This is a genomic window from Stutzerimonas sp. CXK-1, assembly GCF_057738225.1.
Genome location: NZ_CM173217.1, coordinates 3,131,522 through 3,143,417, shown reverse-complemented (window position 1 = coordinate 3,143,417; position 11,896 = coordinate 3,131,522). Strand labels below are relative to the sequence as shown.

Genomic DNA, 11,896 nt, shown 5'->3' with positions numbered 1-11,896 from the left:
GGTGCAGCGGCGCACCCGGATGGAGCGCGATGAACATGGGGCGTAACGAAAGGGATCAGGTCGCTCTGCAGCAGCTGGTCACCAAGCGATTCGCCATGGCGGCGGGCACCTATGGCTTGGCGCTGATGCTCACCTGGCTGACGGTTGCCGCGGGGTTTTATCAGGCCTCGGTGCAGAGCGCCGTGATCTGTTCGGCGTTGATCGTGCTCAGCCAGCTCGGCTTTTTCTGGATGTTCCAGAGCGGTCTGAACCTGAAGTTCAAGGACCCCAGCCTGACCGAGCTGCAGGTCACCGTGGCGCTCATCTGGCTCACCTACTTTCTCGCCAACCTGGGCGAGGCGCGCGGTTCGCTGCTGATTCTGTACCTGCTGGTGCTGATGTTCGCGGTGCCGCTGCCGCCGAAGATTTTCATGCGATACGCGGCGCTCGCGTTCGCCAGTTTTCTCGCGGTGACGCTCACCGATCTGCTGCTCGAACGGTTGCACCGGCCGGAGCTCGCGCTGCTGGAGGGCGCGGTGCTGCTGGTGGCGCTGGTCTGGATGTGTCTGTTCGTCGGCCATATCTACCGGTTGCGCCAGCGCATGCGGCAACGACGGGTAGCCCTGCAGGCGCACCAGGACACCTTGCGCGGGATGATGCGCCAGCTCGAGGATCTGGCGTCGACCGACGAGCTGACCGGGCTGTTCAACCGTCGCCACTTCCTGCGCCTGGCCGAAACCCAGCTCAACCGCTTGCGCCGCGGGCACCAGATCGGCCTGGCGTTGATCGACCTCGACTATTTCAAGCGCATCAACGATCGGCACGGACATGCCGCAGGTGACCGCGTCCTGCAGACATTCGCCGCGGTATCGCGAGCCTGCCTGCGCGACGGCGACGTGCTGGCGCGGTATGGCGGCGAAGAGTTCGTGTTGCTGTTGCCGGACACCGACGCCGAGCAGTTCGCCGGCTGTTGCGAGCGCCTGCGCGAGGCATTCGCCCAGGCCGAACCGCTGGACAGCACGATTGCGCGCGGCGAGCTGAGTCTGTCCATCGGGCTGACCTTGATGGAGGCGGGCGACGGGCTCGATGAGGCGCTGCAGCGCGCCGACGAGGCGCTGTACCGGGCCAAGCGCGCCGGGCGCAATCGTTGTGAAACCTCTTGGGCGGCCAGCGATGCCTGAACTGAGTTGCCGCGGCCGTCGCTGGCAGGTCGAGGAGGGCGCCAATCTGCTCGACGCCCTGAATGCCGCGGGCATGGCCGTGCCCTACAGCTGTCGTGCCGGCAGTTGTCACGCCTGTCTCGTGCAATGCACGTCCGGCCAGCCGGAGGACGCGCAGCCCCAGGCGCTGGATTCCGAACGTCATGCGCAGGGTTGGCGTCTGGCCTGCCAGTGCCGGATGGCTGGTGATCTGGCCGTTACGTTGTTCGATCCGCTCGTCGATGGCGTGCCTGCTACCGTGCAGAGCTGCCACTGGCTGGCCGGTGAGGTCCTGCAGCTGCGTCTGCAACCGGCGCGACCGCTGCGTTATGCCGTTGGTCAGCATCTGCTGCTCTGGCTCGACGGCGTGGCGCGTCCGTACTCGTTCGCCAGCCTGCCGGACGAGGATACAGCTCTCGAATTCCACATCGACTGCCGCAAGCCGGGTGCGTTCGCTGACGCGCTGCGCCGGGTCAGGGTCGGCAGCCGGCTGGCGCTTGGCGAGCGGCACGGCGGTGCGTTGCACTACGATCCGGAGTGGGTTCGCCAGCCGTTACTGCTGTTGGCTGCCGGCACCGGTCTGGCACCGCTCTGGGCGATATTGCGCGAGGCTCTGCGCCAGGGCCACGAGGCGCCGATCCGCCTCATCGCCGTGAGCCACGCTGAGCATTACTTCGCCGCTCCCCTGCAGGCGCTGGCCGAACGCCACCCGGACATCGAGCTCAGTCTGCTGACCACCTCCGAATGGGGCAAACGGCTCGGCGCGCTGCGCATCGCCTCGCGTGGCGAGATTGCCTTGGTCTGTGGCGGCCCGGGGTTCGTCGAGGCCGCAAGCCGGCGACTGTTTCTCGCCGGGCTGCCGCGCCGGCAGCTGTTCAGCGACTGCTTCGTCGGGCGCAACGAAGCCCCGGCATAAAAAAAGGGGCTCCGTGGAGCCCCTTTTTCTGCGCCTCGCGATCACATCAGCGAATCGCCGACGCGCAGGATCTTCATGGTGTTGGTGCCGCCAGTGGAGTCGTGGTAGCTGTCGCCCTTGGTCAGGACCACCCAGTCGCCCGGCTCGACGATGTTGCGCTTGACCAGCTCGTCTACCGCCGCCTGGCTCACCTTGTCGGCCGGCAGTGCGGCCGGGTCGAAGGGGATGGTCTGCACACCGCGGAACAAGGCGACACGCGCCTGGGCATCGCGGTGCGGAGTGAAGGCGAAGATCGGCACCGAGGAGCGGATGCGCGACATGATCAGCGTCGTGTAGCCGCTTTCGGTCAGGCTGATGATCGCCTTGACGCCGGGGAAGTGGTTGGCGGTGTACATCGCCGCCAGCGCGGTGCTTTCGTCGCAGCGGCTGAAGCTCTGCCCCAGACGATGACCGGACTTGATGCTGGTCGGGTGCTTTTCCGCGCCGACGCAAACGCGGGCCATCGCCTTGATCGCCTCGACCGGGTATTCGCCGGCAGCGCTTTCGGCCGAAAGCATCACGGCATCGGTGTAGTCGAGGACCGCGTTGGCTACATCGGACACCTCGGCGCGTGTCGGCATCGGGCTGTGGATCATCGACTCCATCATCTGCGTCGCGGTGATCACCACCTTGTTGTTGCGACGTGCATGCAGAATGATCTTCTTCTGGATGCCGACCAGCTCGGCGTCGCCGATTTCCACACCAAGGTCGCCACGCGCCACCATGACGCCGTCACTGGCGCGGATCAGCCCGTCGAGGGCCTCGTCGTCGGCGACCGCTTCGGCGCGTTCGATCTTGGCGATCAGCCACGCCTTGGAGCCGGCTTCGTCACGCAGGCGCCGGGCCAGCTCCATGTCTGCCGCATCGCGCGGGAAGGAAACCGCCAGGTAGTCGAGTTCAAGGTCGGCTGCGAGCTTGATGTCGGCCTTGTCCTTGGGCGTGAGCGCCGGAGCGGTCAGGCCGCCGCCGCGACGGTTGATGCCCTTGTTGTCCGACAGCGGGCCGCCGATCAGCACCGTGCAGTGCAGTTCGTCGGCGGTGGCGTTGTCCACGCGCATCACCACGCGGCCATCGTCGAGCAGCAGTTCGTCACCGATGCCGCAGTCCTTGACCAGGTCCGGATAATCGATACCGACCACCTCCTGGGTGCCCGCGTCGCGCGGATGGGTCACGGAGAAACGGAACTGGTCGCCTTCCTTCAGCTCGATGCGCTTGTCGGTGAACTTGGCGATGCGGATCTTCGGCCCCTGCAGGTCGCCGAGCAGCGCCACGAAACGACCATGCCGGGCGGCCAGTTCACGGACCAGGTTGGCGCGGGCGCGATGCTCTTCCGGCGAGCCGTGCGAGAAGTTCAGGCGGGCAACGTCCAGGCCGGCGAGAATCATTTTCTCGAGCACGTCCGGCGAGCTGCTGGCCGGGCCGAGGGTGGCGACGATCTTGGTGCGACGCAGGGTCATTCATAGGCTCCTTCTTCTGATGAGCGGCAGGCTACTACGCTGTTTTGCTGTAGTCATCGTCAGCGGGCCACTACCCTTTTCCGCTGTCGCCTGCCTGCAGTTCCGCCATCGACGGCCGATAAGCCGGCACGGAGGACATCTCATGCGCATCCTGATCATTCTCGTGTTTGCCCTGACCAGCGCCGGCTGCAGCAGCCGGCATGCCCTGGACCGTTACCTGGACGAGGCCTACGGCCGTTATCAGGCCGGCGATTGCGGCGGCGCGCAGCTGGCGCTTTCGCAGGCCGAACGGCTCAAGCGAGTGCGGCCGGGCGTACAGCCGGAAATCTCGCTGTTGCGCGGCCAGTGCCTGGAGCGCCAGGGGCTGTTCGTCGATGCCGCAGAGACCTATCGCTTCATCCAGGCTCAGTACCCCACCAGCGAATATGCCTATCGAGCCGCGGCTCGGCTGGAGACGCTGCGTCAACTGGGGCACTATCACCCCGGTGAACAAGCGGTTCCGCATCCGGTCGCGCGCTGACCGGTCGGCCACGGCCTCCAGGAGGGAAGCATGCGTAGCTGGGTTCTGATCCTTGCGTTGTCGCCGGTGCTGGCGCAGGCGCAGATCTATCGCTGGACGGACGAGCAGGGCCGGGTGCATTTCAGCCAGCAGCCGGTGGCGGGTGCGACGCCGGTCGAGGTGAAACCGCAGGTGATCGAACGTGACGCCGCAACCCTCGAGCGTGAACGGCGCAGCGAGCGCTATTTCGATGCGCGTCGCCAGGAAAACCGCCAGGCCGCGGCCAGCGCCGCTGCCGAGCGTGCCGAGCGCGAGCAGGAATGCACTGTGCTCGAGGAGCGACTGGCGCGGCTGCAGCTCGGCGGACGCTACTTTCGCAACAATGCAGAGGGTGAGCGGGTCTACTACAGTGAGAGCGAAATAGAGGCAGCACGACGTCAACTGGCCACTCGCATCCAGCAGCGCTGTCGCTGACGGATCGTCCCGTGGCCGCGGTGCGCCGTAGGCCAGGGATTCGATGACATGAGCAACCAGCGTCGCATTCAACGGCATCAACTGCCGTACTACCTGAATGTCTTCAACCGCTACACCGACAGGCCGTTGGGCTTCATCGGCAATCTCTCCGAAGGGGGGCTGATGCTGATCAGCCGCTATCCGATGATGCTGGCGCAGCGCTTCGAGATGCGCCTGAAGGTGCCCGGCCAGGACAGCAAGATCCATTACGTGGATTTCAGCGCCATGAGCCTCTGGTCACGCGAGGATGTCACGCCCGGCAGCTACGACACGGGGTTCGCCCTGATTACCCCGTCGCCGGAGATTCGCGACATGATCGATGCCCTGCATCACTACTTCAGTTTCCGCCCCGGCGCCCTGGGGCCATTCGTTCCGCCGTCCGGTGCTTCGACCGACAAGGGCTGCTGCCAAGGCGTCTAGCGGTGACTCAGAGCGCGCCGGCGCGTTTCATCGCCAGGTAACGTTGCACCAGAGCCGGCCCCAGCTCCGCCGGGCGTGCCTCGACGATCGGCACCCGGCGTGCCTGCAGGCTGCGCAGCTGTGCCTGGCGCGCATGGGTGTAGGCCACCGTGCCGCAATAGGCGAGTGCATCGTCGTATCGCTCGACCGGCTGTTGGCGCAGTTGTTCGAGCACCTCCTCGCGCAGGCTCGCGAACATCACCCGATGCCGTTGCGACAGGCGTGCCAGGGCCGGCTGTAGCTGATCATCATCCTCGTCGCGCAGATTGCTGATGAAAATCACCAGGGCCCGACGTTTCTGATGGCGCAGCACCCTGTCGACTGCGTCCAGGTAGTCCGCCGGCTGCAGGCTGCAGCTGGCGTCGTACAGGCTGTCGAGCAGGATGCCCAGTTGCCGGCTGCCCTTGCCGGGCGCGACGAAGCGCGGTGTCTCGCAGGCAAAGGTGCCGACGCCGACGGCGTCACCCTGGCGCAGCGCGGCATAGGCCAGCAGCAGGCTGGCGTTGAGCGCATGGCCGAAATGCGAAAGGTGGTCTTCCTGGCTGCGCATCCGGCGCCCGCAATCGAGCATCAGCAGTACCTGCTGGTCACGTTCGTCCTGGTATTCGCGGGTGATCGGTGCGTGCATGCGCGCCGTCGCCTTCCAGTCGATCTGGCGCAAGGTGTCGCCGTCGCGGTACTCGCGTAGCTGATGGAATTCGAGCCCCAGGCCCCGGCGCGGCTGCGGATGCACACCCAGTCGGGCGAGCCATTCCTCGAGGCCGCGAAAATCGGCGCCGTGCAGCCGGGTGAAGTCCGGGTACACGCGGGCTTCGTCCACCCGCGGCAACAGGCGCCGGCTGCGCCAGAGGCCGAATGGACTGCGCAGGCTGATCTCGCATTGCTCGAAGCGCATGCGCCCGCGCTGCTCGGGGCGGATGCGGTAGCGCAGCCGGGCCGCGCCGTGTGCGTCGAGGGTCAGGGCCTGTGGTTGCCCGGCGAAATCGAGACCGGCCGGAGGGTGATCATGCACCTCCACGCGCAGCGCGCGAGGTTCCACGGAGGCCAGGTTCAGTTCGACCTCTGTCCAGCGTCCCAGTGCCAGCCGGGCGGGAAGCGAGCGGCTGCAGCGCGGTGACGCCAGCCGCGTCAGCCGCAGTGCATCCACCAGCGCGATGCCCGCCAGCGCCAGCGACGCCCCCCACCACAGCAGGTGCCAGTGTTGGCCCGGCGAGCGTTCCAGTGCTTCCAGGGCGCCCAGGGCGATGCCGGCTGGCAGCAGGGCGCCGAGCGCCGCGAGCAGGCTTCGGGTCGGGTTCAGAAACTGGCGCATGGGCGCGACTCGGTCGTCACGCACGCGGTGCTGCGACCTGGTCGAGCAGCTGGCGCAGCAGCTGGTCGGTCGTCAGCCCTTCGATTTCCAGCTCCGGTGCCAGCCGGACGCGATGGCGCATCACCGCCAGGGCACAACGCTTGATGTCATCCGGCGTGACGAAGTCGCCGCCGCGAAGCAGAGCCCGAGCGCGGCCGCCACGAACCAGCGCGATCGACGCGCGCGGCCCCGCACCGAGCGCGAGGCCGGGCCAGTCGCGGGTGGCGCGAGCCAGGCGTACTGCATAATCGAGCACCTGGTCGTCCAGCGGCAGGTCGGCAGCGATCTTCTGCATCGCCAGGAGGTCGCGCGCCGAGAGCCGTGCCTGCAGCGCGCTGACGTCAAGGATGTCGGCGCGGGCCGAACGGGTGACCTGGCGTACCAGGGTGAGCTCCTCGTCCGCCGCGGGGTAATCCATGCGCAGCATGAACATGAAACGGTCCAGCTCGGCTTCCGGCAGCGGATAGGTGCCTTCGTGCTCGATCGGGTTCTGCGTGGCCATGACCATGAACGGCTGGGGCACGGGCAGCGCGCGGCCTTCCAGGGTGACCTGCCTTTCCTGCATCACTTCCAACAGGGCGGCTTGGGTCTTGGCCGGCGCACGGTTGATTTCGTCGGCCAGCAGCAGGTGCGTGAAGACCGGGCCGCGGCGCAGCTTGAACTGCTCGCTGCCCAGGTCGTACACGGCATGCCCGGTGACGTCGCTGGGCATCAGGTCAGGGGTGAACTGGATGCGCGCGAACTCGCCGCCGAAGCAGCGCGCCAGGGCACGCACCAGCAGCGTCTTGCCGAGCCCGGGGACGCCCTCGACCAGCACGTGGCCAGCCGCAAGCAGGGCAGTCAGCACGCCCTCGATCACCTCGTCCTGGCCGATCACCGCCTTGCGCAGTTCCTCGCGCAGAGCTCCGGCGAGCAGAGTGGCGCGCTGACGCGGCGTCTGGGCGACGGGGGCCTCTTCGGCAGCGTAGGTGGGTTGGCTATCGGATTCGCTCATAAGGCATTCCTGAGTCGTTGCAGGGATTCGACCTGCCGGGTGAAGTCGACCGCACCGCGGCGGCGGGCATCGTCCAGGCGCATGGCCTGCTCGACGGCCTCGAGCGGCAGCCGCGAAAGCTGGGCCAGTACCTGATGTTGCGCTGTCTGCTCAAGCTGCTCGAAGCCGGGTTGCAGGTGCGTGGCGCGCTGGGCAATGTCGTGCTGCAGGGTTTCGAGCAGTGCGCGTTCGCCACAGCGCCGCCGGACAAAGGCGGCGCTGGCGTAGAGATGCTCCTGCAGGCGCCGGCGCCGGGGGGAGGGCGCGGGCAGCGCCGGCCCTTCACGACGAGCCAGGTACCACAGGCCAAGCACCAGCAGCAGAGCCAGGGCGAGCAGCGCTTCGGGGAAATGACGCAGCAGCGCATCCAGCAGCCCTGTCGGCTCGCTGCGCTGGACGAGGGTGACCCGGGTGTTCTGGGTGAGGTAGGCGAGTAGCCAGGCGTGATCGTATTCGGCGATACGGTCGTTCTGCCAGATCCAGGCATCGGTCAGCACCGTGACCAGGCCCTGCCCGTGCCTGAGCTGCAGCATGTGCGTGGCCGCTGCGCTGTTGGCCCAGGCATGCGCACGGTTGCCGGCGTCGTAGAGGTGGAAGTCGGTATCGAAGGCCAGGTAGGCCGGACGATTCTGCCCTTGCAGGAACAGGCGGGTCAGTTGCGGGTCGTGCTCGGGGTCGCCCGGGTCGGCATGCGGATCGCCTTTGCCAGCGTCTTTGGCCTCGCTCTGGTACTGCTGCAGCCCGAGCCCGTCGAGCAGAAGATCGCCGCTGCGGCCCGCGGTTTCGTCCCAGAGGCGCTCGGCAACGAACACCAGATGCCCGCCGTGCTCGGCCCACTGCAGCAGGCGCTCGCTCTGCCGTGCGGTCAGCTGGCTGCGGTCGGCCAGATACAGCAGGGTGTGAGCCTGTGTCGGCAACTGGTCCGGACGGCCCGCCCCGCCGAAACGTTCGACTTCGATCCCGGACTCGCGCAGAAACAGCTCGGCGGCGAGATACGGATTGCGCCGGGCTTCGGCCGTGGGCCCCTTGTCGACGCTCTGTTCGTAGAACTGCAGCTGCGTCGCGACATACGGCGCGAGCAGGGCCAGGGCGGCAAGGGCGAGGTAGATCGGCAGCCGACGCTTCATGACGGTCGCGCGCCTTCGAACAGGGCCCGCCAGCCGCCGCAGAGCTGGTCGCGTGCGTCAGCCCCGATAGGCAGGTGGCCGTAGGCCAGGCGCAGCCAGTGCCGGGTGAGCGTGTCGGTGTAGGCTCTCAGTTCCGGCGCGCCGAGGGTCTGTACGCATTGCAATACTTCGGCCTCGGTATGGGCGGCATGCAGCGGCAGGCCGTAGTCGTGCAGCAGGCGGCTGAGCAAGGCGCGGTAGAGCAGGCTGACGGCGGCGCGCGGGTGTTCGGCCCAGAGCTGCTCGGCCTCGCCGGCAACGTCGTCCGGCAGACTCTGCGGGGCGATCTCCAGGCCGAGCAAGCGTTCCGGGCCGGCCGCCGCAGTATTCGCTGGTGGGCGCCAGCCGAACACGCGCAGCCACTGGCGGTACCTCCAGGCCAGCGCGGCAACCCCTAGTACCAGAAGCGTCCAGAACAGCACCTCGACGACAGTCGCCAACTGCTCGGCGAACGGACGAAGCCCGCCGAGCGACCAGTGGTCGAGCCAGCCCGTCGAAGGGGACTGGGGCTCATCGCCGAGGCGCCAGCGAGTCACCGTCTCGTGCTGGTGGAACGGTGGTTGCTCGAGCAGCGCCTGAATCCGCTCGCTGGCGGCGTCGCGGCTCAGCGGGTCGTCGGCCGGGCTCGCCAGCGACGGCGCCGCAGGACTGTCGTCGGCCTGCGCGCGATCGGGCGCGCCGGCCAGGCACAACGAGAAGGCCAACGGCGCGAGCAGCAGGCCAGGCAGCAATCGCTGGCGCAAGCGCCGGAAGCTCAGTTCGATATCCCAGGCCTCGAGCCGGGTGCGGCGGTTCAGATAGAGGCTGAAGCCACAGGCGACGTAGATCGGCTCCCAGATGATCAGCCCGAGCACGTACAGCAGGTTGGACAGGTGCTCCAGCCAAAGCCAGTCGTGATCGCCCAGCAGCAGCTCCTGCCAGCTCAGCTGTTGCAATGCCTGAGATGGCAGTAGCAACAACAGCAACGCCGCCAGCCCCAGCCAGAGCAGCCCTTCGAGGTGGACGCCGACCAGGGTCAGCCAGCGCGCCGTACGCGCGCTGTGGCGGTGCAACGTTGCCAGGCGCCGGCTTCGCTCGCGTCCGGCTAGCTGTTCGAGCTGTACGACTGGCAGATCGAAACTGCGCGTCATGCTCAGGCGGCGCCAGGTCAGGCTGGGCAACCACTGGTGACGCAGCAGGCCGGGCCAGGCACGCAGGCTCTGGCGCAAGCTCGGGGCCTCGCCGAACAACGCTTGCGAGAGCACATGCAGCGGCAGGCGTTCGAACAGCGGCTTGAGCCACCAGAACAGCAGCACGGCAACGCCGGGCTGCTCCCAGAACGCCAGGCTGAGCAGCACGAATATCGGCAGGGTGATCGAGGCCCAGCCGGCGAGCAGCACGAATGCATGGCGACGGGCCAGAAGCGTGCCGATATCCAGCGCTTCCCAGTTGCTGCGCGGTCGTACCGCCATGGTCGTTTCAGTCAGGCGCATGGCGGCTCCGTCCGGCCAGGCAGAAGTACAGCAGCACCAGCAGCCAGAGCGCGGCACCCACGGCGAATTTCAGGGCCGGGGCGGGGTAGGTCATCGACGACCAGTAGGCTTCGATGAACGCGGCCAGCAGCAGCATCAGCATGGCGCCGGCCACCAAGCGTACGCTGATGGCGGCCGCCTGGCGCAGGGCCTCGCTTCTGGACCGCCGGCCCGGCGCGATCAGTGCCTGGCCCAGGCCGAGGCCGGCGGCACCGGCGAGCGTGATGGCCGTCAGCTCGAACGCGCCGTGGCCGATGACAAACGACCAGAACGGCAGCTGATAGCCGATGTTGCCCAGATGGCCGGCGACCGTGCCGATGACCAGACCGTTGTAGACGAGATAGAACAGGCTGCCGAGGCCCAGCAGCAGGCCGCCGGCGAAGGTCTGAAAGGCGATGCCGATATTGTTCATCACATAGAAGCCGAACATCGCCCAGTCGTCGGCCGAGCCGCGCTCACCGAAGCGCCCGAGGCGGGTGGCGTCGGGATCGTACATCGCCTCCATGTCGGCAACTTGTTCGGCGGGCAGCACGGTGAAGACCAGGTCCGGAAACAGATGCACCAGCCATCCGCTTATCAGCAGCAGCCCGTAGAAGATGCCGCTGGCCAGCAGCACGCTGCGGCGCTGGCGGCGCACCAGGGCCGGGAAGCCAGCAAGGACGAAGCCCAGCAGGCGGCCGGGCAGGGGGCTGCGATGTCGGTAGAGCTGCCGGTGCCCGGCCAGCGCCAGCTGGCGCAGACGTGTCAGCAGGCCTTCGCTGTAGCCGCGGCTGGTGGCTAGCGCCAGCTGCTGGCAGAGGCGGCGATAGGCGCTCGGAAAATCCTGCAACGCTGCCGATCGCCGCTCTCCGGTCTGCGCCAGGCGCTTGGCGAAGGCCTGCCACTGCGCTTCGTGCGCGGCCTCGAACGCAGCCTGACGCGTACTGCCGAACAGCAGCCCGCTGGCGATCCCCTCCAGCTGCTCGCTGGCCTGCCCCGCCGAGCAGCCGAGCGGCTCTGCCAAGAGTGCGGCCAGCTCGCGGCGCCGCTCGCCGGAGAGCTGGTCGCCGCGCTCGGCGAAGGCAATGATCGCGCGCCGCTCGTCCTGCTCGAGCGCCACGGGGGTTTGCAGCGGTGCCGCCTGGAAAGCTGCACGGGGCTTGGCGGGGCGGTCGCGGTAAACCACCAGCGTTCCTGCGGCGATGTCGCCGAGTCGCCGGAACTGTGGATGAGCCAGGCACGAGAGCGCGCCGAGGAAGTAGCCCAACGGCAGCATGTCGACGAAACGCAGCAGGTTGCGCGTCAGCGATGCCGCCCAGCCGACCGGCGTGCCGTCATCGTGGATCACCTCGAGGCCTAGCCAGAGCTTGCCGGGGGTGCGGCCCTGGTTGAACACCTCGAACAGCACCATGTACCACCACTGGACGAGAAACAGGCACAGCGCACCGAGGCCGATGCCAAGCTTGCCGAGCAGGCCGAAGCCGAAGAACAGGGCGAGCAGGATCAGCCCGCGCAAGGCCAGGTCCACGGTAAAGGCGAGCGCACGCGGAATCAGCCCCGCCGGACGCAGCAGCAGGTCGATGCCCTCGGGCGTCTCTACCCGGTAGCGGTTGTCCAGCACCGGTTGGGAGCAGGCTGCGGTCAATGGAAAGGCTCGATCGTAAACAGCGAGCGACGATGCTATGCGCAGCTTTCGCTGGCGGCAATCGTCACGCCCGCCTTGATGCGAAAGGGCGCGCACTATCGGCCGTGCCGGTTTGCTCCGGTATTCCGGGCTGCTGCTAGACTGCCGCGC

General features: G+C 67.6%; 11 protein-coding genes and 1 pseudogene. 5 read left to right on the top strand and 7 right to left on the bottom strand.

Annotated features, from left to right (window positions below; translation table 11 throughout):
- The first annotated feature begins 29 nt into the window (after positions 1 to 29).
- A complete protein-coding gene (locus AC0KXH_RS14945) occupies positions 30 to 1,160 on the top strand; it encodes a GGDEF domain-containing protein (RefSeq protein WP_041104192.1) in 1,131 nt (376 codons plus the stop codon).
- Positions 1,153 to 2,094 carry an iron-sulfur-binding ferredoxin reductase gene (locus AC0KXH_RS14940; protein ID WP_488223629.1) on the top strand — a complete coding sequence of 314 codons (942 nt, stop codon included), beginning with the start codon at positions 1,153 to 1,155 and terminating at the stop codon, positions 2,092 to 2,094. The genes AC0KXH_RS14945 and AC0KXH_RS14940 overlap by 8 nt, the downstream gene beginning before the upstream one ends.
- A gap of 41 nt (positions 2,095 to 2,135) precedes the next feature.
- Here AC0KXH_RS14940 and pyk read toward each other — a convergent pair whose 3' ends face one another.
- Positions 2,136 to 3,590 (bottom strand): pyruvate kinase, encoded by a 1,455-nt coding sequence (gene pyk / locus AC0KXH_RS14935; protein WP_041104204.1) that lies wholly within the window; start codon positions 3,588 to 3,590, stop codon positions 2,136 to 2,138.
- Between the two features lie 142 nt (positions 3,591 to 3,732).
- Between pyk and AC0KXH_RS14930 the strand changes: the two genes are divergently transcribed.
- The 3 genes from AC0KXH_RS14930 to AC0KXH_RS14920 are packed head-to-tail and all read left to right on the top strand — an operon-like array spanning position 3,733 to position 5,022.
- Positions 3,733 to 4,110, top strand: coding sequence for a tetratricopeptide repeat protein (locus AC0KXH_RS14930; RefSeq protein ID WP_041104205.1), 378 nt, complete (start codon positions 3,733 to 3,735; stop codon positions 4,108 to 4,110).
- 30 nt (positions 4,111 to 4,140) lie between these two features.
- Complete coding sequence (locus AC0KXH_RS14925) at positions 4,141 to 4,563, top strand: DUF4124 domain-containing protein (RefSeq protein ID WP_041104207.1); 423 nt, start codon at positions 4,141 to 4,143, stop codon at positions 4,561 to 4,563.
- 48 nt (positions 4,564 to 4,611) lie between these two features.
- The gene (locus AC0KXH_RS14920; RefSeq protein ID WP_041104209.1) at positions 4,612 to 5,022 is read left to right on the top strand and encodes a PilZ domain-containing protein; all 411 of its coding nucleotides are present in this window, start codon (positions 4,612 to 4,614) and stop codon (positions 5,020 to 5,022) included.
- Between the two features lie 7 nt (positions 5,023 to 5,029).
- On the opposite strand, the gene AC0KXH_RS14915 is transcribed toward AC0KXH_RS14920, so the two are convergent.
- The 6 genes and pseudogenes from AC0KXH_RS14915 to AC0KXH_RS14890 form a co-directional block, all read right to left on the bottom strand.
- Positions 5,030 to 6,361, bottom strand: coding sequence for a DUF58 domain-containing protein (locus tag AC0KXH_RS14915; RefSeq protein WP_488224616.1), 1,332 nt, complete (start codon positions 6,359 to 6,361; stop codon positions 5,030 to 5,032).
- A 28-nt stretch (positions 6,362 to 6,389) separates the two neighbouring features.
- Positions 6,390 to 7,406, bottom strand: a complete 1,017-nt coding sequence (locus tag AC0KXH_RS14910) for an AAA family ATPase (RefSeq protein WP_488223628.1) — start codon at positions 7,404 to 7,406, stop codon at positions 6,390 to 6,392.
- Positions 7,403 to 8,572: a DUF4350 domain-containing protein gene (locus AC0KXH_RS14905; protein WP_488223627.1), complete on the bottom strand. Its 1,170-nt coding sequence runs from the start codon at positions 8,570 to 8,572 to the stop codon at positions 7,403 to 7,405. The genes AC0KXH_RS14910 and AC0KXH_RS14905 overlap by 4 nt, the downstream gene beginning before the upstream one ends.
- Complete coding sequence (locus tag AC0KXH_RS14900) at positions 8,569 to 10,083, bottom strand: DUF4129 domain-containing protein (RefSeq protein ID WP_488223626.1); 1,515 nt, start codon at positions 10,081 to 10,083, stop codon at positions 8,569 to 8,571. The genes AC0KXH_RS14905 and AC0KXH_RS14900 overlap by 4 nt, the downstream gene beginning before the upstream one ends.
- On the bottom strand, positions 10,070 to 11,056 hold the full coding sequence (locus tag AC0KXH_RS14895) for a stage II sporulation protein M (protein WP_376781573.1): 987 nt from the start codon (positions 11,054 to 11,056) through the stop codon (positions 10,070 to 10,072). The genes AC0KXH_RS14900 and AC0KXH_RS14895 overlap by 14 nt, the downstream gene beginning before the upstream one ends.
- Positions 11,054 to 11,746 (bottom strand): annotated as a pseudogene (locus AC0KXH_RS14890) (RDD family protein); the annotation flags it as partial. The pseudogene AC0KXH_RS14890 and the gene AC0KXH_RS14895, both read right to left, overlap by 3 nt.
- Positions 11,747 to 11,896: the final 150 nt, after the last annotated feature.

Coding starts and splice junctions, on each gene's coding strand:
- AC0KXH_RS14945 (WP_041104192.1), top strand. CDS start 30: ATGAACATGGGGCGTAACGAAAGGGATCAGGTCGCTCTGCAGCAGCTG.
- AC0KXH_RS14940 (WP_488223629.1), top strand. CDS start 1,153: ATGCCTGAACTGAGTTGCCGCGGCCGTCGCTGGCAGGTCGAGGAGGGC.
- pyk (WP_041104204.1), bottom strand. CDS start 3,590: ATGACCCTGCGTCGCACCAAGATCGTCGCCACCCTCGGCCCGGCCAGC.
- AC0KXH_RS14930 (WP_041104205.1), top strand. CDS start 3,733: ATGCGCATCCTGATCATTCTCGTGTTTGCCCTGACCAGCGCCGGCTGC.
- AC0KXH_RS14925 (WP_041104207.1), top strand. CDS start 4,141: ATGCGTAGCTGGGTTCTGATCCTTGCGTTGTCGCCGGTGCTGGCGCAG.
- AC0KXH_RS14920 (WP_041104209.1), top strand. CDS start 4,612: ATGAGCAACCAGCGTCGCATTCAACGGCATCAACTGCCGTACTACCTG.
- AC0KXH_RS14910 (WP_488223628.1), bottom strand. CDS start 7,406: ATGAGCGAATCCGATAGCCAACCCACCTACGCTGCCGAAGAGGCCCCC.
- AC0KXH_RS14905 (WP_488223627.1), bottom strand. CDS start 8,572: ATGAAGCGTCGGCTGCCGATCTACCTCGCCCTTGCCGCCCTGGCCCTG.
- AC0KXH_RS14900 (WP_488223626.1), bottom strand. CDS start 10,083: ATGCGCCTGACTGAAACGACCATGGCGGTACGACCGCGCAGCAACTGG.